Origin of the sequence: Bradyrhizobium sp. C9, from assembly GCF_002532045.1 — a bacterium.
Lineage (GTDB): Bacteria > Pseudomonadota > Alphaproteobacteria > Rhizobiales > Xanthobacteraceae > Bradyrhizobium.
On sequence record NZ_NWTG01000001.1, the window covers coordinates 908,152 to 927,930 of the forward strand.

11 protein-coding genes are annotated in these 19,779 nt (G+C 63.4%); all 11 read left to right on the top strand.

Going from position 1 to position 19,779, the window contains the following annotated elements:
* The first annotated feature begins 87 nt into the window (after positions 1 to 87).
* Complete coding sequence (locus tag CO675_RS04030; protein WP_097670676.1) at positions 88 to 2,274, top strand: bi-domain-containing oxidoreductase; 2,187 nt, start codon at positions 88 to 90, stop codon at positions 2,272 to 2,274.
* Entirely contained in the window at positions 2,271 to 4,265 is a 1,995-nt protein-coding gene (locus CO675_RS04035) for a heparinase II/III family protein (RefSeq protein WP_097670677.1), read from the top strand. Before CO675_RS04030 ends, CO675_RS04035 begins: the two co-directional genes overlap by 4 nt.
* Positions 4,262 to 5,416 (top strand): glycosyltransferase, encoded by a 1,155-nt coding sequence (locus CO675_RS04040; RefSeq protein ID WP_097670678.1) that lies wholly within the window; start codon positions 4,262 to 4,264, stop codon positions 5,414 to 5,416. Before CO675_RS04035 ends, CO675_RS04040 begins: the two co-directional genes overlap by 4 nt.
* 672 nt (positions 5,417 to 6,088) lie before the next feature.
* A complete protein-coding gene (locus CO675_RS04045) occupies positions 6,089 to 7,531 on the top strand; it encodes a calcium-binding protein (protein ID WP_097670679.1) in 1,443 nt (480 codons plus the stop codon).
* A gap of 214 nt (positions 7,532 to 7,745) precedes the next feature.
* Positions 7,746 to 9,461 carry a calcium-binding protein gene (locus CO675_RS04050; protein WP_097670680.1) on the top strand — a complete coding sequence of 572 codons (1,716 nt, stop codon included), beginning with the start codon at positions 7,746 to 7,748 and terminating at the stop codon, positions 9,459 to 9,461.
* A gap of 334 nt (positions 9,462 to 9,795) precedes the next feature.
* A complete protein-coding gene (locus CO675_RS04055) occupies positions 9,796 to 10,410 on the top strand; it encodes a class I SAM-dependent methyltransferase (protein ID WP_097670681.1) in 615 nt (204 codons plus the stop codon).
* Positions 10,411 to 10,606: 196 nt separating this feature from the next.
* Positions 10,607 to 12,841 (top strand): peptidase domain-containing ABC transporter, encoded by a 2,235-nt coding sequence (locus tag CO675_RS04060; RefSeq protein WP_097670682.1) that lies wholly within the window; start codon positions 10,607 to 10,609, stop codon positions 12,839 to 12,841.
* Positions 12,831 to 14,177, top strand: coding sequence for an HlyD family type I secretion periplasmic adaptor subunit (locus CO675_RS04065; RefSeq protein ID WP_097670683.1), 1,347 nt, complete (start codon positions 12,831 to 12,833; stop codon positions 14,175 to 14,177). The genes CO675_RS04060 and CO675_RS04065 overlap by 11 nt, the downstream gene beginning before the upstream one ends.
* Positions 14,174 to 16,210 (top strand): tetratricopeptide repeat protein, encoded by a 2,037-nt coding sequence (locus CO675_RS04070; protein WP_097670684.1) that lies wholly within the window; start codon positions 14,174 to 14,176, stop codon positions 16,208 to 16,210. Before CO675_RS04065 ends, CO675_RS04070 begins: the two co-directional genes overlap by 4 nt.
* A gap of 333 nt (positions 16,211 to 16,543) precedes the next feature.
* The gene (locus CO675_RS04075) at positions 16,544 to 18,751 is read left to right on the top strand and encodes a glycosyltransferase WbsX family protein (protein WP_097670685.1); all 2,208 of its coding nucleotides are present in this window, start codon (positions 16,544 to 16,546) and stop codon (positions 18,749 to 18,751) included.
* 11 nt (positions 18,752 to 18,762) lie between these two features.
* On the top strand, positions 18,763 to 19,686 hold the full coding sequence (locus CO675_RS04080; protein ID WP_097670686.1) for a glycosyltransferase family 2 protein: 924 nt from the start codon (positions 18,763 to 18,765) through the stop codon (positions 19,684 to 19,686).
* Positions 19,687 to 19,779: the final 93 nt, after the last annotated feature.

Genomic DNA, 19,779 nt, shown 5'->3' on the forward strand with positions numbered 1-19,779 from the left:
GGGATAACGATCACGATGTTCTTATCTTCATTGCGGGCGGCGGGCGCGATACAACGGGCACTGTTAACTCGAGGCGATTGACCGACTGTGAAGCAGATCGCGCAGAACTATAAGAGTGGCGAGCTCAGGCTGATCGATGTGCCGGCGCCGCGCTGCCGCCCCGGCGGCGTGCTGGTGCGCACGGCGTTCTCGGCGGTGTCGACCGGCACCGAGATGATGAAGTTCACCGAGGGCCGCCTGTCGCTGCTCGGCAAGGCGCGTGCGCGCCCCGACCAGGTTGCCAAGGTGGTGCGCTCGGTCCGCCAGCAGGGATTGGTTGCGACCTATCAGAAGGTGATCAACCGCCTCGATTCCTACACGCCGCTCGGTTATTCGCTGTCGGGCACCGTCGTGGAGGTCGGCGAGGGCGTCGGCGGCTTCTCGATCGGACAGCGGGTCTGCTGCGGCGGCAATCAGTATGCAACCCATGCTGAATACAATTGGGTGCCGGTGAACCTCTGCGTGCCGCTGCCTGACGGCGCCGCGCTCGATCAGGCCGCGTTCACGACGATCGCCTCGATCGCACTGCAGGCGATGCGCCAGTCGGAAATCGGTTTCGGTGAGACCGCTTGCGTGATCGGCCTTGGCCTGATCGGACAGATCATGGTGCGCCTGCTGCGCAGCGCCGGTGTCGCGGTCGTCGGGCTCGACAGGCTGGAGCTGCGCTGCCGCCAGGCGGAGGCGGCGGGTGCCGCGATCTGTGCGGTCGCATCGGATGAGGCCGCGGCCGGGTTTCGCGCGCGGATCGACCGGATGACCGCAGGCAACGGCGTCGATTGCGTGTTCATCACGGCGGGCAGCGACGATCCCGATCTTGCGTCGCGCTCCGCCGCGTTGCTGCGCGACCGCGGCCGCATCGTCGACATCGGCAAATGCACCCTGAACCTGCCGTGGAACGAATTCTACGACAAGGAGCTCGACGTTCGATTCTCGCGCTCCTACGGCCCCGGCCGCTACGATCCGCTCTACGAGGAAGGCGGCATCGACTATCCGATCGGCCATGTGCGCTGGACCGAGAAACGCAACATGGAGGCGATCGTCGCGCTGCTCGCCGACGGGCGGCTCGATTTTTCGTCGCTGATTTCCGAAACGGTGCCGCTGGAGCAGGCGACATCGGCATTCGAGCGCATGAGCCGGGGTGAGGTCGGCCTCGGCATGGTGTTCGCCTATCCAGACGCCGCTTCGCGCGCCATGCAGATGATTTATCGTCCGGCCGTTGCGTTGCGCAGCGGCCGGGTGCGGCTCGGCGTCATCGGCGCGGGCAATTATGCCTCCAGCATGTTGTTGCCGCACCTTGCAAGCGACACGCGCGTCGATCTTGTCGAGGTCGCCACCAATACCGGCCTGAGCGGCGCCACCGCGGTGCGCAAGTTCGGCTTCGCGCGTGCCTCGACCGATGCGGCATCGGTGCTCGAGGCCGACGACGTCGACGCCGTGCTGATCGCAACACGCCATGCCTCCCACGCCGACCTCGCGGCCCAAGCGCTGCGTGCCGGCAAGGCGGTATTCGTCGAGAAGCCCCTGGCGATCGATGCAGAATCGCTCGATCGATTGGCGCAGGTGATCCGCGAGACCGGCAACGACAGGCTGATGGTCGGCTTCAACCGCCGCTTCTCGCCGCTGCTGCAGGGCATGCGCGCGGCATTCGCGTCGGCGGGGCCGCAAACCCTGCAATACCGCGTCATCGCGGGCCCGCTGGAGAAATCATCCTGGTATCTGCAGGCCGGGAGCGAAGGCAGCCGGTTCGTCGGCGAGGGCGGACATTTCATCGACGTATTGTCCTGGTGGCTCGACGCCGAGCCGGTGCGCGTCTCCGCGAGCGCTGCCGGCAAGGATGTCGACAATCTCATCGCTACGTTCGACTTTGCCGACGGTTCGGTCGCGAGCCTTAGCTATCTCACCGGCGGCGATCCGCGCGTGCCGAAGGAGGCGCTCGAAATATCGGCAAGCACCGGCTTTGCCGCCTTCGACAATTTCGCAGGCTTTGAGGTCTGGCACGCCGGACAGCGGACGGCGAAGAAAGCGCGGCTCGACAAGGGGCAACGGCCGATGCTGGATGCCTTCATCGCAGTGGTGGCATCGGGGGCCGCGATGCCGATCGGGCTCGAATCGCTGTTTGCGACCACCCGCGCAACGATCGCGGTGCAGGAGAGCGCGGCCGCCGGGATACCGGTCGATCTGACGATCGGCGCAGCCGAGCAGGGCGTCGCACGCGCCGCGACTGCGCTGAGATGAATCCGGCCTGGTATCTGCGCAGGCTGCAGCGCATGGAGCCGTCCGAGCTTGCGGGACGGGTGAACGATCAGGCATTGCGCCTGCTCTGGCGCATCACGCCGCCCGATATCGCACGACACGCCGGCGCCAGGCTGGTCCCGGGCCCACGGCAGCCGCGGCTGAAGCCGTTGCCTTCGCCGGCGCACGCGCCGCCGCAGGCCGCCGAGCGGCTGATCCGGTGCGCCGACCGGGTTCTCGCCGGACATTGGCGGGTCTTTGCCAGAGATCATGATGCTTTGGGCGAGCGGCCGGACTGGTTCGTCGATATCAGAAGCGGCAAGCGGGCGCCCGCTGACATGTATGCGTTTGCGGTGCCCTATCGCGACGAAGCCGCGGTCGGGGATATCAAATACATCTGGGAGCCGTCGCGTCACCACCATCTCACGGTGCTCGCGGGCGCGTATGACCTGACCTCGGACGAACGCTACGCCAGGCGCGTGGCCGCGCATCTCACAAGCTGGTGGCAAGAGAATCCGTTTCCGCGCGGCCCGCACTGGATCAGCGGCATCGAGCTCGGCGTGCGGCTCGTCTCGTGGGCCTGGGTGCGCCAGCTGCTGCAGAACTGGCCAGGCGCGCCAGCATTGTTCGAGGACAACCACCTGTTCGTGACGCAGCTCTACGCGCATCAATACTGGTTGTCGCAGTTCCCAAGCCGGGGCTCCTCCGCCAACAACCACGTCATCGCGGAGGCAGCCGGGCAGTTCGTGGCGGCCTGCGTGTTTCCCTTCTTCCACGACAGCGCGCTGTGGCGCCAGAATTCCGCCAGGACGCTGGCCGGCGAAGCTGTTGCGCAGACCTTCGCTTGCGGCAGTAACCGTGAGCTCGCGACCGATTATCACGGCTTTGTCTTCGAATTGCTGCTGGCCGCGGCGGTGCAGGGCGAAGCGTGCGGGCACCAGCTCGGCGACGTGGTCTGGACCACGATGTGCCGCATGAGCGACGTCATTGCCGCGATGCTCGACGATCGCGGTCATCCTCCACGTCAAGGCGATGGCGACGAAGGCATCGGCCTGTTGCTCGACGATCCGGCCTGCAATCGCTGGCTCGGCCTGCTCGCCACCGGCGCGCGTCTGTTCGGCGAGCAGCCGTGGTGGCCCAAGCTGCCGGAGCCCGATCTGCGCACGTTTTTCCTGATTGACGGCATCAAGTCGCGTACGATCCCCGCGCGCCCCGCGCGCCGCCCGCATTTGCTTGACGAGGCCGGACAGACCTTTCTCGTCGATGCCGACCGGGCGGTATGGTGCCGCTGCGATCACGGCCCGCATGGCTTCGGCCGCATCGCGGCGCATGCCCATGCGGATGCGCTGTCGCTCGAATGCAGGATCGGCGGCGTCGATATCCTCGCCGACCCCGGCACCTATTGCTATCACGGCGATCCGCGATGGCGCGCCTACTTCCGTTCCACCCTGGCGCACAACACGCTCTGCCTGTTCGGGCGCGACCAGTCGGTGTCGGGCGGACCGTTTCTCTGGACGCGGCATGCGCAGAGCCGGTTGATCGCATCGAGCGGGCTGGACAATCGTGATGCAGACGCAAGCTGGGTTGCGGAGCACACGGGATATCAGGACGAAGCAGGTCGTCTCGTGCATCGCCGCTCGGTGCAGTTGCAGCGTCCGTCGGCGCGGCTCGTCGTCACGGATATTGTCATTGCCGATGAAGGGCTTGCGGTGCCGGCGAGCCTCAGCTGGCATCTTGGTCCCGACGTCGAGTGCAAGCTCGAAGGGCATAGCGCACAGCTCGCATGGCCCGGCGGACGCGGCGAACTCGATCTGCCTGACGCTCTCAGCTGGACGGCATATCGCGGTGACGAGACTTTGCCGGCCGGCTGGTACTCGCCGTGCTTCGATCTCAAGGTGCCGGCGACGACGCTGATCGGCTCCGGAACGTTGGCTGCCGGCCAAAGCCTGGCGACGGAACTGCGCTGGTTTCCCGACCCGGCACGCCGATCATGAAGATCCTGGTCGCTCACAACAGGTATCAGGGACGCGGCGGCGAAGACGTCGTGTTCGAAGCGGAAGTCGACCTGTTGCGCGGCGCGGGACACAGTGTCGAGACGCTCACGGTCTGCAACGAGGCGATCAATTCGCTTGCCGCGCGGATCGCGACGACGCTGTCGATCGCCGATAATGCAGAGGGAAAGCGCGCCATGGCGAAGGCGATCGACCGCTTTCGCCCCGACATCGTCCATGTCCACAATTTCTTCCCGCTGCTCTCGCCCGCCGTGTTCGATGTCTGCCGGCAACAGCAGGTGCCTGCGGTGGTGACGCTGCACAATTATCGCAGCATCTGCACCGGCGGCATGCTGCTGCGCGACGGCCGCATCTGCCACAAATGCCTGGACCGCGGCCATCTCTGGGGCGCGGTGCATCGCTGCTACCGCGGATCGCTGCCGGGCTCGCTGGCTTCGGCCTGCATGATTGCGCAGCATCAGCGCCGCGGCACCTGGACGCGACCCGGCCTGCGCCTGATCGCGCTGACGCAGTTTGCCCGAACGGTGTTCACGCAGGCAGGCTTCGATGTCGGCCGGATCGACGTGAAGCCGAACTTCATGGCCGATCCGGGGGCGCCAGATCCGGCCACGCCACGCGCCGGGCTGCTCTATGTTGGACGGCTGAGCCGGGAGAAGGGCGTCGGCGTGTTGCTCGACGCTGTTGCGGGGACCAGCGTACCGTTGCGGATCGTGGGCGAGGGACCGGAGCGCGTTGCGCTAGAGGCTCGCGCGTCCGCCAATGTCAGGTTCCTCGGCGCGCTCTCGCGCGCTGAGGTGCTTCGGGAAATGGCGAGTGCGCGGGCGTTGGTCGTGCCGTCGCTCTGGTACGAGGGATTTCCGATGGTCGTGGTCGAGGCCTTCGCACAGCAGACGCCCGTCATTGCGTCCGAGATTGGCGGACTTGCCGAGGTGGTGAGCGCCGGCAAGACCGGCGCATTGGTACCGCCGGGCGATGCCGCCGCGCTCAGGCAGCGGATTGCTCAGCTTCTGGGTGCTCCCGATCTCGCGACGGCATGGGGGCAGGCGGCGCGGACCGCCTTTCTCGAACGCTACGCGCCGGACGAGAATCTGCGGCTGCTCGAGGCGATCTACGCGCGCGCCGCCGCCGGATGAGTGCCGCAGACGGTCGCTTCGCCCGTGATCGGGCGCTGTCTTGCTGTTTGCCGCGCTCATGTCCCTAACGGGATGCGACGAATCTGATGTTAATTTGTTATATCGCGCGCTCGATCTCGCCTCGTCAGGTCTTGGCCGGGCGGCTCCGATTGCCCCGATTCTGCGATCGATTCCCTAGGTTTTGGCCCGCTTGGCGCGCGCAGCCTGCGATCGGAGCCCGGCGTGACGCCGCTAGCTTGCCGGCGGGTTGTGAAGTTTGACGCTTTTCTGAAAAAGCTCTCACGCGACGCGGAAATATTTTTCAGATCGGAAAATCGCATCGAAGCGCGCGCAAAGGCTGCGAAATTCTGCGCTCTGGCGCCACCGGGGTACCGGATGAAACCCCGTATAATCACTACCCTTTTTTGCGCCGCGGCTAACATTTGTGAGTGGCCTGCGCTGAATGTTAGCTCGCGCCCGGAGTCGCGCTAAGTCTCACATAAGTCTCATGGAACCGGACGTTAATGGCGCATTGTCGATTGACACTCCGGTATTGCGGACTTAACAATGGACTTAACAAGTTCGTAACGTGTGTCCACATTTGAGCTGCGCCGCAACAAACCAGTGGTGGATCAACAGCTTACGTGCGGGCGAGCGGCTTGAATCCTCGTATCCCAAGCAGGGGCTACATCGATGGCGACTTACAATCTAGACCAAACCGACCTCAAACATGCGATCAACGGCACGATCGATCACGCGACCCAACAACAGATCCTTGATTATCTGATCAACGCAGGCATCGGGTACACCAGCCCGGATGACGGCAGCTCGATCCCGGTGCAGGTGGGCGCCGGCATCAGCAACCCCGACCCGAACGCCAACGTTCTCATCGAAACCAACCCGAATAACACCGTTACCACCGACGCCAGCCTGAAGGCGATCATCGAGGCCACCAACAAGGACGTGACGCTGACGGTGAACGGCAGCACCCCGGTGCTGGTCGCGACCGGCAACGGCAACGACCAGATCTTCCTCAACAACACCGGTGACACCACGGTTTTTGCCGGCAACGGCAACGACACGGTCTTCGGTGGTGCGGGTCACGACTCGATCGACGGCGGCAACGGCAACGACGTCCTGATCGACAACGTCTCCGGTCACAGCACGCTCGATGGCGGCAAGGGTAACGATCTGCTGTTCGGCACCGGTGCCGACACCTTGAACGGTGGCTCCGGCAACGACACGCTCTACGGCGGCAGCTCGTCCGAGCTGAATGGCGGCACCGGCAATGACGTGCTGGTGTCCGGCAGCACCGCTGGCAATTCCAGCACGCTGGATGGCGGCAAAGGCAACGATGCGCTGTACGGCGGTGCCGGCAACGATCGCCTGTTCGGCGGCGACGGCAACGACACGCTGACCGGCGGTTCGGGCAACCAGGTTCTCGACGGCGGCAAGGGCAATGACGTCCTGATCGGCGGCGCAGGCAACAACCAGCTCTACGGCGGTGCAGGCAACGACGCGCTCTACTCGAACTCGGATGCGTCGCACGGCTCGATCCTGGACGGCGGTGCCGGCAACGACTCGCTGTATGGCGGTGCGGGTGCCGACACGCTGTATGGCGGCGCGGGCAACGACCTGCTGGTCGGCGGTACGGGCACCGTTGCCGAGTACGGCGGCGCCGGCAAGGACGTGCTCTACTCGGGCAGCGATGCGTCGCACGCGACCTCGCTCTACGGCGGTGACGGCAACGACTCGCTCTACGGCGGTGCCGGCAACGACACGCTGTATGGTGGCTCCGGCAGCGACACGTTGGTCGCCGGCTCGGGCAACCAGACGCTGCTCGGCGGCGGCGGCAACGACTCGTTCGTTGGTTCCGCCACCGGTACCGCCTCGATGGTCGGCGGCTCTGGTCAGGACTACTTCTACCTGTCCAACCTCCACAGCAGCGACACCATTGACGGCGGTGCCGGCAACAAGGACTCGCTGACCTTCCTGGATCACGCCTCGACCGATGTGACCGGTATCACCGCTGGCAAGGACGGTTCTCTGGACGTCAACTTCAGCAACGGCCAGGTGACGCAGATCAGCAACATCGAATACCTGATCTTCAACGATGGTCACTCGACCAAGCTGTAAGATCCCAAGCCTGAACTAAGATCTCAGGTCTGCACTAAGTGAAGGCGCCGCCTCAACGATAGTTGAGGCGGCGCTTTTTTGCTATTACAGGTGGTGTCATGAAGCGCTGTCTGATAATGTCGCAGTGTTGATGCCTGCTCCAATTGTGAACCACCGAGATCATTCGAGTATTTGCCTAGCGATGATGTAGCGCATCGAAGCAGGGGCTTGATCGATGGTGACGCAAGACCTGAACCAGACGCAGCTCAAGGCAGCGCTCAGCTCCACGATCGATCACGCAAGCCGGCAACAGATTCTCGACTATCTGATCAGCGCGGGGATCGGTTACACCAGCCCGGATGACGGGGCGACGATCCCGGTGCAGGAGGGGGCCGGGATCAGCAACCCGGATCCGAACGCCAATGTTCTGATCGAAACCAACGCCGACAATACCATCAAGCTTGATCCCAAGCTGAAGGCGATCATCGAAGCCACCAAGAGCGACGTGACGCTGACCGTGAACGGCGCCGCCCCGGTGGTGGTCGCGACCAGCGCCGGCAACGACGATATCACCATCAACAACAACCGCGGTACGACGGTTCTTGCCGGGGCCGGCAACGACACGGTGTACGGTGGCGGCGTGGGCCACACCCAGATTTACGGCGACGCCGGCAACGATTGGCTTTATGGCAGTGACTGGTCGGACCTGCATGGCGGTAGCGGTAACGATACCTTGCTGTCCGGTAGCTCGCTGGACTCACTGGACCGGATCAACACGCTGGACGGCGGTAGCGGCAACGACGTGCTGTTCGGTGGCTGGGGCAATGATCGCCTGTATGGTGGCGCCGGTGACGACTGGTTGAGCGGGGGTTTCTACAACGAGACTCTCGACGGCGGCGCGGGCAACGACACGCTAGTCGCCGGCGTATACAGCGATCAGCTCTACGGCGGCGCCGGCGACGACCTGCTCTACGCGAATTTGTTCGCGTGGTACGGCTCGTTTCTGTCGGGCGGTGACGGCAACGACACGCTGGACGGTGGTGCCAGTGGCGTTGCCGACACGCTGGATGGCGGCGCCGGTGACGACCTGCTGAAGGGCGGCGTCAGGACTGCTGCGGAGTACGGCGGCAGCGGTAACGACATTCTTTATTCGGGCTCCGGTGCGACGTTCGGGACACTGCTCGACGGCGGTGCAGGCGACGACACGCTGGTTGCCGGTGCGGGGTATAACCCTAAGGATATCGGTGCCGACACGCTGGACGGCGGTGCCGGCAACGACCTGCTGATCGGCGCTGCCGGGACTGTTGCGGAGTATGGTGGCAGTGGCAACGACGCGATCTACTCGCACTCGGATACATCGCACGGCACGATCCTCGACGGCGGCGCAGGCAACGACTCGCTGTATGGCGGTGCGGGAGCCGACACGCTGAAAGGAGGCAGCGGCAATGACCTGCTGGTCGGCGGCACCGGCACCGTCGCCGAGTATGGCGGCAGCGGCAACGACATCCTCTACTCGGGCAGCGATGCGGCGCACGCGACCTCGCTCTATGGCGGTGACGGCAATGATTCGCTCTACGGCGGTGCCGGCAACGACACGCTGCATGGCGGCTCCGGCCACGATACGATGGTTGCCGGCTCGGGTACGCAAACGTTGATCGGTGGCGATGATGGTTCGTCGTTCGTCGGCTTCGACACCGGCACGGCCTCGATGGTCGGCGGCTCCGGTCAGGACTATTTCTACCTGTCCAACGCGACCAGCAAGGACACCATTGACGGTGGCGGCGGCAGCAAGGACTCACTGACCTTCCTGGATCACGCCTCGACCGACGTGACCGACATCACGACCGGAAAGGGCGGTTCTCTGGACATCAACTTCAGCAATGGCCAGGTGACCCAGATCAGCAACATCGAATACCTGATCTTCAACGATGGTCACTCGACCCGGCTGTAAGGTTCCAGATTTTCACATAGCGAGGTGCCGCCTCGACCTCGGTTGCGCGGCTTTTTCTTGAACACGGTGATCGGAACTTGTCGGTCGATCGCCGTCGGATACGACCAGTTCCGTCTCAGGTTCCCACATCAAGGCGTGAACGGACGTTAGAAAGTTAGTTCGTCACATTCGGACCACGTAGCTTTTGTAAAGGCGTGTAGCTCGCTTGACGGGACGGTGCCGCGGCCGATGGCTTTCCAGCGGCACCGGCAACTTCGGTCGAGACGAGCGATCGCTGCAGAAATCAGCCGCTTAATGTGCGAACCGCGGAGCTCTCGAATTGGCCAAGAAGAAAATGCTGAACGCCGGCGCTGGATCGACGGTTGCCAAGCGGATCCAGCCGCTCCTGACGTCGCATGAGTGGGACGAGGTTCGCCTCGATGTCGACGGCAGCGTGAATCCGGATATCGTCGGCTCGATTACCGATCTCGCCAAACTGTGCCGGCCCGCGTCGTTCGACGCGATCTGGTGCTCCCATCTGATGGAGCATCTCTATGCCCATGAGATCCACCCCACATTCGTCCAGTTCCGCGAGGTTCTCAAGCCGGACGGATTCGCGCTGATCATGTCGCCCGACCTGGAGGCGGTGGCTCAGCACATGCTGACCCAGGGTCTCGGTGCGGTCGCCTATGTCTCGCCGGCCGGTCCGATCCGGCCACTTGATATGATCTACGGGCATTCCGGTGCGATCGAGCAGGGGCGCCACCACATGGCGCACAAGACCGGCTTTTCGTGCGACCGGATGGGAAACCTGCTGCTGAGCGCCGGGTTTCCGACGGTGTCTGTTCGCAGCGGGAACTTCGAGGTCTGCGCCTTGGCGCTGATGCCGCAGGCCGAGGAGAGGCGGATCCGGCCGCAGCTCGAGGCTTGCGGCTTCGACTTCCGGGAGACGGAGACCGCCGCCCCATGATTGCAGATGTTAAATAATGTTATAAGGGTTCCGTGGTTAAACCACCGGTAGCAATGGCCAGAACTGGCTTCTGTGCTTGTTGCGACACATATCTTTTCGGAACCGTGCGCTGAAAATGCTGCGTTAGCGAACTAACAGTGATAAGTTATATCTCGCTAGGGACCGGATCTTGCGCAGTCGAAACCTCGAGGCTTCCATGACCAAACACCTCTCGCTCGTCGGCGCACCTTCGGTAGAGGCGCTGCCGCCCTCGGGGCTCGCCTGTCTCGTCATCGTGGCAAGACAGCATGGCCTGCATCTGACCCCGTCCCAGCTCATCCATGACAATCTCCTCGGCGACCAGGAAGTCACACTTGCCGAGCTTTTGAAGTGCGCCAATTCCTCGGGCATGACGGCAAAGGCCGTCTCGCTGGACTGGAACGGGTTGAGCCATCTCAAGCGGGCGCTGCCGGTCATCGTTCGCCTGCGCGATGGCAGCCATATGGTCTTGCTGCGCCTCGAAGGCGATGAAAACAGCACCCGGGTGGTCTTGCAGGATCCGAACGCGAGCGAGGATGCGCTGCTCGTCATCGACCAACCGCGCTTTGAGGACATCTGGTCGGGCGACGTCGTCATGGCCAAGCGCGACTACGAAATCTCGGACGAGACCCAGCCGTTCAGCTTCGGCTTTGTCACCGCCTTGCTGTTCCGCGAGCGGCGGATCCTGCGCGATGTCGCGATCGCGGCGCTGATCCTGGGCTTCATGGGCCTCGGACCGATCATGTTCTGGCGGCTGCTCTCGGACAAGGTCATCTTCTACAAGGCTTACAACACGTTCTACGTGCTGTGCATCGCCATGCTCGTACTGATCCTGTTCGAGGCGGCGTTCACGTTCCTGCGGCAGTATCTGGTGCAGCGCCTGACGGCGCGACTCGACGTCAAGCTGTCGACCTACGTGTTCGAGAAGGTGCTCAATCTGCCGATCGATTACTTCGAGCAGAACCCTGTCGGCCTGATTTCCCGGGATATTCGCGAAGTGTTCCGAATTCGCGGCTTTCTGACCGGACAGTTGTTCGGGACCATCCTCGATTCGACGACGCTGTTCTTCTTCCTGCCCGTCATGTTTTTCTTCAGCCCGATCATGACGCTGATGGTGCTCGCCTTTGCCGGAATGATCGTCACCTGGCTGATCCTGATGCTGCCCGCCTACCGGAAGAAATCCTCGGCGACTCTGGCTGCTGAAGGCGTGCAGGGCGCGTTTCTGATCCAGAGCCTGAACGGCATGCGGACCATCAAGTCGCTGGCGCTCGACACCCGGCAGCGCCACATGTGGGATGTCCTTGTGGCGCGCGTCGCCAAGGCGCGCCTTGCGGAAGGCCTGACCGGAACCGCCATTCAGACGGTCGTGAAGCCGCTGGAGCGGCTGGCGGTGAGTGCGCCCTATGCGTTCGGTGTTTACCTCGCCGTGTCGAGCGGCGATCCGGTTTATGTCGGCGCGCTGTTTGCGTTTCTGATGCTGTCGCAACGAGTCGCCGGCCCGCTGATGCAGATGGCCCAGCTCATCAACCAGTATGACGAAGCGCGCACCGCGGTCACGATCGTCGGCAGGCTGGTCAATCAGCCGCCCGAGGAGGGACGTTCCGGCCATGGCGTACGGGTCCCGCTGAAGGGGCACATCGAATTCTCCGGCGTCACCTTCAAGTACAAGGGCGCGGTGTCGCCGGCGCTGAACAATATCTCCTTCGAGATTCCGCTCGGCACGACGCTGGGCGTGATGGGCAAGAGCGGCTCCGGCAAGACCACGATCACGCGGTTGTTGCAGCGCCTGCACTCCGACTACGGCGGTCTGATCAAGGTCGACGGTGTCGATGTTCGCGAATACGATGTCGATCATCTCCGACGCAATGTGGGCGTGGTGCTGCAGGAGAACTTCCTGTTCAGCGGCACGATCCGCGAGAATATCGCTGCCGCCAAGCCCGATGCGACCTTCGACGATGTCGTCAGGGCGGCGCGACTGGCCGGCGCCGAGGAGTTCATCGACAAGCTGCCGCGAGGCTACGAGACCTATATCTACGAGGGATCCACCAATCTCTCCGGCGGCCAGCGTCAGCGCCTCGCGATCGCGCGCGCACTGATCGTCGACCCGCCGATCCTGATCCTGGACGAGGCGACCAGTGCGCTCGACGCAGAGAGCGAGACGATCGTGAACGCTAACATTTCGCGGATCGCGCAGGGGCGCACGCTGATCATCATCTCGCATCGCCTGTCGTCGCTGACCAAGGCCGACGCCATCCTCGTGCTCAATCGCGGCGTGGTCAACGATATCGGCCGCCACGACGAGCTTCTGGAACGAAACGACATCTATAGCTCGCTCTGGTACCAGCAGAATACGCATCTGGTGCCGGCGGGCCGCAACGAGAAGAACTTCAGGAGTCCGACCCTTGTCTCCTAATCAGGCTTCGCTCGCGACCGTTCGCCAGTTCCAGTCCGAAACCGATGCCATCCGCGAGGCGGCCGAGCCGTTGCTGGCCCGCGCGACGCTGTTCGTGCTGTCGGCATTCATGGTCTGTGTCGTGGCGATCATGTGCCTCACGCGCGTCGATCGGGTCATCACCAGCGTCGGCGGCCGGATCGTTCCCGTGGACCAGATCAACGTGTTGCAGGCCCTGGATGCGTCGATCATCAAGACGATCGATGTTCGGGAAGGCCAGCAGGTCGAGACCGGGCAACTGCTCGCGACCCTCGACTCCACCTTCACCGCGGCCGACGTCACGCAGTACAAGCTGCAGATTGCGAGCCTCGAGGCGCAGGTCGCTCGCGATGAGGCCGAATTGTCCGGAAAGCCGTTGTCGTTCGGCCAATCCAACGATCAGGACGCGACCAGGTACAACGCCCTGCAAAAGGCGCTCTACGACCAGCGGGTTGCGCAGTACCACGCGCAAGTGAACAGTTACGATTCCAAGATCAGTCAGACCGAGGCGACGATCCAGAAGTCGAAGAAGGACGACGAGCGCTACAGTCAGCGTGCCGAGATCGCCGGCAAGATCGAGGACATGCGCTCGACGCTCGCCGAAAGCGGCAGCGGATCCAAGCTGAACCTGTATCTGTCCCAGGATAATCGCCTGGAGCTGTTGCGTCAGATCGACAACACGCACAACACCCTGCTGGAGGCGCAGCATCAGCTGGATTCGCTGAAGGCGGATCGCAACGCCTTCACCGAGCAATGGAACGCGCAGCTGAGCCAGGATCTGGTGACGACGCGCAACAGCCTGGATACGGCACGCTCGCAGTATGACAAGGCAATCAAGCATCAGGACCTGGTCCGCTGGACGGCAGCCGAGCCGTCGGTCGTCCTGACCCTTGCCAAGCTCTCGGTCGGATCGGTGCTGAAGCCCGGCGATCCCTTTATCACGCTGATGCCGCTCAAGACCCGGCTCGAGGCCGAGATCCAGATCCTGTCGCGCGACGTCGGCTTCGTCCGGCCGAACGATCCCTGCACGATGAAGGTCGATGCCTTCAACGCAGCGGAGCACGGTACGGCGCAGGGCAAGATTCGCTGGATCAGCGAAGGCGCCTTCACCACCGATGATGACGGAAAGCCGGTCGATGCCTACTACAAGGCGCGATGCTCGATCGACGAGACCAACTTCAAGGATGTTCCTAATAATTTCCGCCTCATCCCCGGCATGACGTTGCAGGGTGATGTCAATGTCGGCACCCGATCGGTGGCGATGTATCTGCTCGGTGGCATGCTGCGCAGTGCAAAAGAAGCAATGCGCGAGCCATGACGGTATCGGCGCGATCCCTTCTCGACCTGCTCCGCCCCGGTTCGTCCCGTTCAGACTCATCGCAGTTTGAACGGGGGCTGGAGGCTTACGAGAACCGGCAATATCTCGAGGCGCTGCGTCTGTGGCGACATGCGTCGCGGGCGGGCAACCCTGAGGCGGATTACCGGATCGGGCTGCTCTATGCGCGGAACGAGGGCGTCATCGGCAATATTCCGGACGCGGTCGCGTGGTATGAGCGCGCCGCGCTGCATGGACATGTCGAGGCGCAATTCCAGCTCGGCTTGATCTACTTCCACGGCTTTCAGGCCGCGCTCGGACCGAACCGGCCCGAGATGTGGCGGCAATCCACGGCGGCGCGGCTGGGTGACAAGGCGACCAACCTCCACGATCTGGTGTTCCCGAACGGGATCGGCGTGCCCAGGGATCTCGACGCCGCCTTCCTGTGGATGTCGGTGGCTGCGGAGGCCGGCAAGGCGGACGCGCAAGCGCTCCTGGGCGACATGTACGCCAACGGGCAAGGCTGCACCAAGGATCACGCCGTGGCCCTGCGCTGGTACGAGGCCGCAGCCGAGCAGAAGGCGGCGGCCGGCGAATTCGCGCTCGGCGACGTGCATTATCAGGGACGCGGCGTTGCCGTCGACTATGCGCAGGCCGCGATCTGGTACCACAAGGCCGCGGAGCAGGGCCATGTGCGCGCGCAGGTGGCGCTCGCTTTCATGTGCCTCAAGGGCACCGGGCTGCCCGAAAATGTCGAAGAGGCGGCGCGGTTGTTTCAGAGTGCCGCCGCTCATGACGATACCATCGCGCTCTACAACATTGCGCTGTTGCGGCTGAGCGGCAAAGGGGTGGCCAAGGACGTCGACAAGGCCGAGACCGCGCTGCGCAAGGCGGCACGGAAGGATTACCTGCCGGCGATCCAGGCGCTGGCCGAGTTCTATGCGCTCGGCACCGCCGCCGAACCGGATCTGCGCGAGGCGGCGTACTGGTACGAGAAGGCGGCCGAGCGTGGTGACGCGCAGGCGCAGTTCTTCACCGGGCGCTTCTACGCCACCGGTACCGGCGTTCCGCCCAGCATCCGTCAGGCTGCGAAATGGTTCGAACGCGCCGCCGAGAGCGGCCATGCCACGTCGGCCCACAACATCGCGGTGTTCTATCTCAACGGCAACGGCGTGACGCGCGATGTCGCGGCCGCGGTCAAGTGGTTCGAGCGCGCGTCCGAGGGAGGCATCAGCGCCGCCGGCGTGCAACTCGGCCGGCTCTACGCGGCGGGCAACGGTGTGCCGCGCGACCAGGTGCGCGCTGCCGAATGGCTCAGCAAGGCGGCCAAGGGCGGCGACGCCGATGCAAAGACGGCCTATGCCCTGTTTCTCATCCAGCAGGAGCCGTCCGAAGCGGGTCTTGCGCAGGCACGCACGCTGCTCACCGATGCCGCCGAGGTGGGGCATTCCGCCGCGGCGTTCCAACTCGGCGGGCTTCACATGGGAAGGTCCGGTGGCGCCGTCGATCTTCCGGCCGCGGCGCAATGGTTCAAGCGCGCGGCGAGTGCCGGCCATGTCGAGGCCCAGCACACATTGGCGTTGCTGTATTCCGATCCCAAGAGCGCCCTCAAGGATCCGCAGGCGGCCGCCGGCTGGATCGTCAAGGCTGCCGAAGGCGGCAGCGCCGCAGCGCAGTTCAAGCTCGCGGTGATGTATTGCACCGGGCAGGGCATCGAGCAGAATCTTGCCCAGGGCGTGAAATGGTACGAAGCCGCGGCGCGCCAGGGCCACACGACAGCGCAATACAACCTTGCCGTGATGCTCGGGCGCGGTCAGGGGCGCGACGCCGATCCGGCGAAGGCGGCCGAGTGGTTTGCGGCGGCGGCGGAGCAGGGCATGGCCGAAGCGCAGCTCGCCATCGGTGACGCACTGCGCGCCGGCAACGGCATCGCGCAGGACCACGACCAGGCGCTGCGCTGGTATCGACAGGCGGCGCAACAGAACAACGAAGGTGCGCTACGTCGCCTGCAGGCGATGGGCGAGAGCGTCAGCTGAGATTGCTGGAGGCGGACATCACGTCGCGCGCAAGCAATGGCAGAGACGGTGAACGGCTTTGTTTTTGGGCGCGAAGGCACGGAAGCGTGCACCTCCGTGTGACAATCTGGGCAGAACTAACAATGGCTTTCATATCGACGATAGAGAGATTGCGTTAATGTGGGTTCGCGGAATAAATGCTCATTGCACCTCTGGTTGTGTGAAGATGATCGATAAGAACCGAGCGGTCACGATCCGGAGCGTGTCAGGCAATGTGATCCCGGGATCGAACGTCCGCGTGACCGGGAAAGAAACCGGAGCCGGCGTTAAACGTTGGCAGGAGATCGAGTGGCAATGAACAAGATGGTCGAACGGAGCGTCAGGGATACGAAGGATATGTTGCCCGTTGCCAGTCCGGTTCAGCAGGAAGACCATCCGCAGAGCCTGTTCCTGGATCCCGATATCAGCGATCTCCAGTCGGGATCGCGGTTGCGCGGCGCGATCCTCGAATATTCGGGGCGCGGAATCTCGGGATGGATCGTCGATGCCCAGTCGCCCGCTTCAACCGTTTCGCTGGCGCTCTTCGTCTCGTCCCACTGTGTCGAAGAGGGACGCACCGGCCGATCGATGCCGGCCCGCATCGGCCCTCGGAGCGTGATCGGACGTCCCGGATTTCGGATCGATCTGTCCACGCCGGGTGTGCGCCGTCGGCTGGCGCGCGCCTTGCGAAACACGCTGGTGGAGCCCAAGCATGCACAGATCTATCTGCGCATCAGCCTGAGCGATGGTGAATATTACGAGATACCGCTGTTCGAGAACTTTACGCCGAGCGAAGTGGTCGTTGCGCTGGGCTTCTCGATCGAAGACTACGACGATCTGCTGTTTCCGAACAACGATAGCAGGACAGTTGCCGGGCTCGCGGACACAGCCACCAAAGAGGTGCGCTACATTTGCTTCTACCTGCCGCAATTCCATTCATTTGAAGAAAATGACAGGTGGTGGGGACCAGGGTTCACCGAGTGGACCAACGTCGCGCGCATGCGTGCGCAGTTTCCGGCTCACGAATCGCCGTGGTTGCCGGCCGATCTCGGCTTCTATGACGTCCGCCTGCCGGAGACGCGTCGTCAGCAGGGCGACCTCGCGCGCAAATACGGCATCGATGGATTTTGCTACTACGTCTACTGGTTTCAGGGGCGGCGGCTGCTGGAAAAGCCGCTTCAGCTCATGCTCGAGGACGGCGAGCCGAACCTGCCGTTCTGCATCTGCTGGGCAAACGAGAACTGGTCGCGCCGGTGGGACGGCTCGGATGCCGAGCTCCTGCTGGGACAAAATCACTCGCTCGACGACGACGTCCGCTTCATCGACGACATGGCCGACCTGCTGCTCGATGAGCGCTACATCACCGTCGATGGTCGCAAGATCATCGTCGTCTACAGGCCGTCATTGCTGCCGGACAAGCAGCGTCTGTTCGAGATCTGGCGCGAGCGGGCGAGGGAACTCGGGATCGGCGAGCTTTTGATCTGCAATGCGATGACCTTCGGGGAGTTCGATCCGCGTGACGTCAACTGCGATGCGGCGATCGAGTTTCCCCCGCACACGGTCTCGACGCGGGAGGTGCCGCCGGCCGACGTCGATGCGCCGCCGACCTTCGCCGGAAAGGTGTACGACTATGTCGATGCGATGCGATCGTCGATCGGCAAGACCTACGATTTCCCGTTCTTTCCTGCCGTGATGCCGCGTTGGGACAATACGCCGCGCAAGGGCGCGCGCGGTCACGTCTTCACCCGGTCCAGTCCGGAGGCGTTCGAGGTCTGGCTGCGCGACGCGACCCTGCGCGCCAAGGGCAACAGCTTCTCCGAGTCGCTCGTGTTCATCAATTCCTGGAACGAGTGGGCGGAGGGCGCTCATCTCGAGCCGGATTCGCGCCACGGACGCGCATTCCTGGACGTGGTGCGAAGGGTGGCTTCGGCTGAGCCGATTTCGGCGCAGATCCGGAACAGCCCGGATCTGCTGGATTGCCTGAGCCGGCAGGAGCTCGAGTGGGCGGTGAAGGAGGCGTCGACGCACGTCGAGGTGCTGGCAAGCCTGCACCGGTCGGGTCTCACGCATTCGGGCATACAGCGCGTCAGAAGCGGCACGCCGGTCGAGGCGGAAAGTGCGTCCGACAATCCGGCAGGATCGTTGCTGGTCATCGAGAACATCAATTCTCAGACCGGCGAGCGGGTGATCGTCGATCCGCGCTTCGAGATCTTGGTGCGGGGATGGATCTGCGCGGGCAATACGTTCGAGGCAAGCCGGCAACGAACCGGATTCCTGGTGCTGTCGGGGCTTGGGCCGGATGGCGCGGCCAACAGCGGGTACTGCCTGATCGTCGATTGGCACGAGCGCGTCGACGTGAAGGAATATATGAAGGCCGAAAGCAAGGAATGCTATTTCGGCTTCCAGCTGTCGTTCTCGATCCGGGATTTGCCGGATGGTGAATATCAGCTCGCGGTGCTGGAGGTCGGCGACGGCGCCAGCGCGCTGGTGCGGTCCCGCCATTCGATCATCGTGAGACGTTGAGGTCACAGCCGATGCTCGCAAGTGTCGTCATCGCGTGTTACAAGCACGAGCAGTATCTCGAGGAATGCCTCGAGACTGTCTACCAGCAGACGTTTTCCGACATCGAGCTCGTCATCGTCGACGACCATTCGCCGGACAAGAGTTTTGAAGTCGCGCAGAAGGTGATCAAGAAGCGGTCGTTCGGAAAGCGCTTTGTGTCCTGCAAGCTGCTCAAGAACCCGCAAAACCTCGGCGCCCACTACACCTGGAACAGGGCATTGTCGCTGACGAGCGGCGACATGATCTTCCTTTTGAATTCGGACGATGCCTTTTCGAAGGAGCGCGTGCGGCTGTTCGCGGATCAATATGCCGATCAGCGGCTGTTTTTCGGCTTCTCGGCCGTCGAGCCGATCGACGAGTACGGCAGGTCGATCAGCAACTACCAGTTTCCGACACGCCTGCGCTATGCAATCGATCGGGCCCAGATTGCGGGTGCGCCGCTGTCATGGACATTCCTGGATTCCCAGATCGCCGCGTCGACCGGAAACTTCGTCTTCAGCCGTGAATTGTTGCGGCAGGTGGGTTGGCTCGCCGACCTCAAATACTGTCACGACTGGGACTTCGCCCTGCGCGCCGTCACCAAGGTCGAGCCGACCTATCTCGAGACCGACCGCTATTTGTATCGGCTTCACTCCACCAACAGCTTCCGGAGTCTGAGCAAGGTGGCGGAGAGCGAGACGAAGGCCTGCATGGAGTCGTATTGCCTGAATGCGATCTCGTCGCGGCCGCAGAACAAGACCTGCCTCAGTCCGTCCAATTTCGGCGATTCGTTCTATGACTTCGTCAAGCTGCACCCGAACTTCAACTACTGGGTCAAGCAGATCTACGCGCCCTATCATCCGGAGCACCGGACGGTGGAATCGAACGATCGGACCAGGCCGCTTCGCTGGCGCTGATTGGGGAAGGCCTGCCTTGTCCGTTCCGATGCAGTCGGAACGGAGCCTTGATTGAGCGCGCGCCGCGGCTTCACGCAAACCGCGACGCACGTC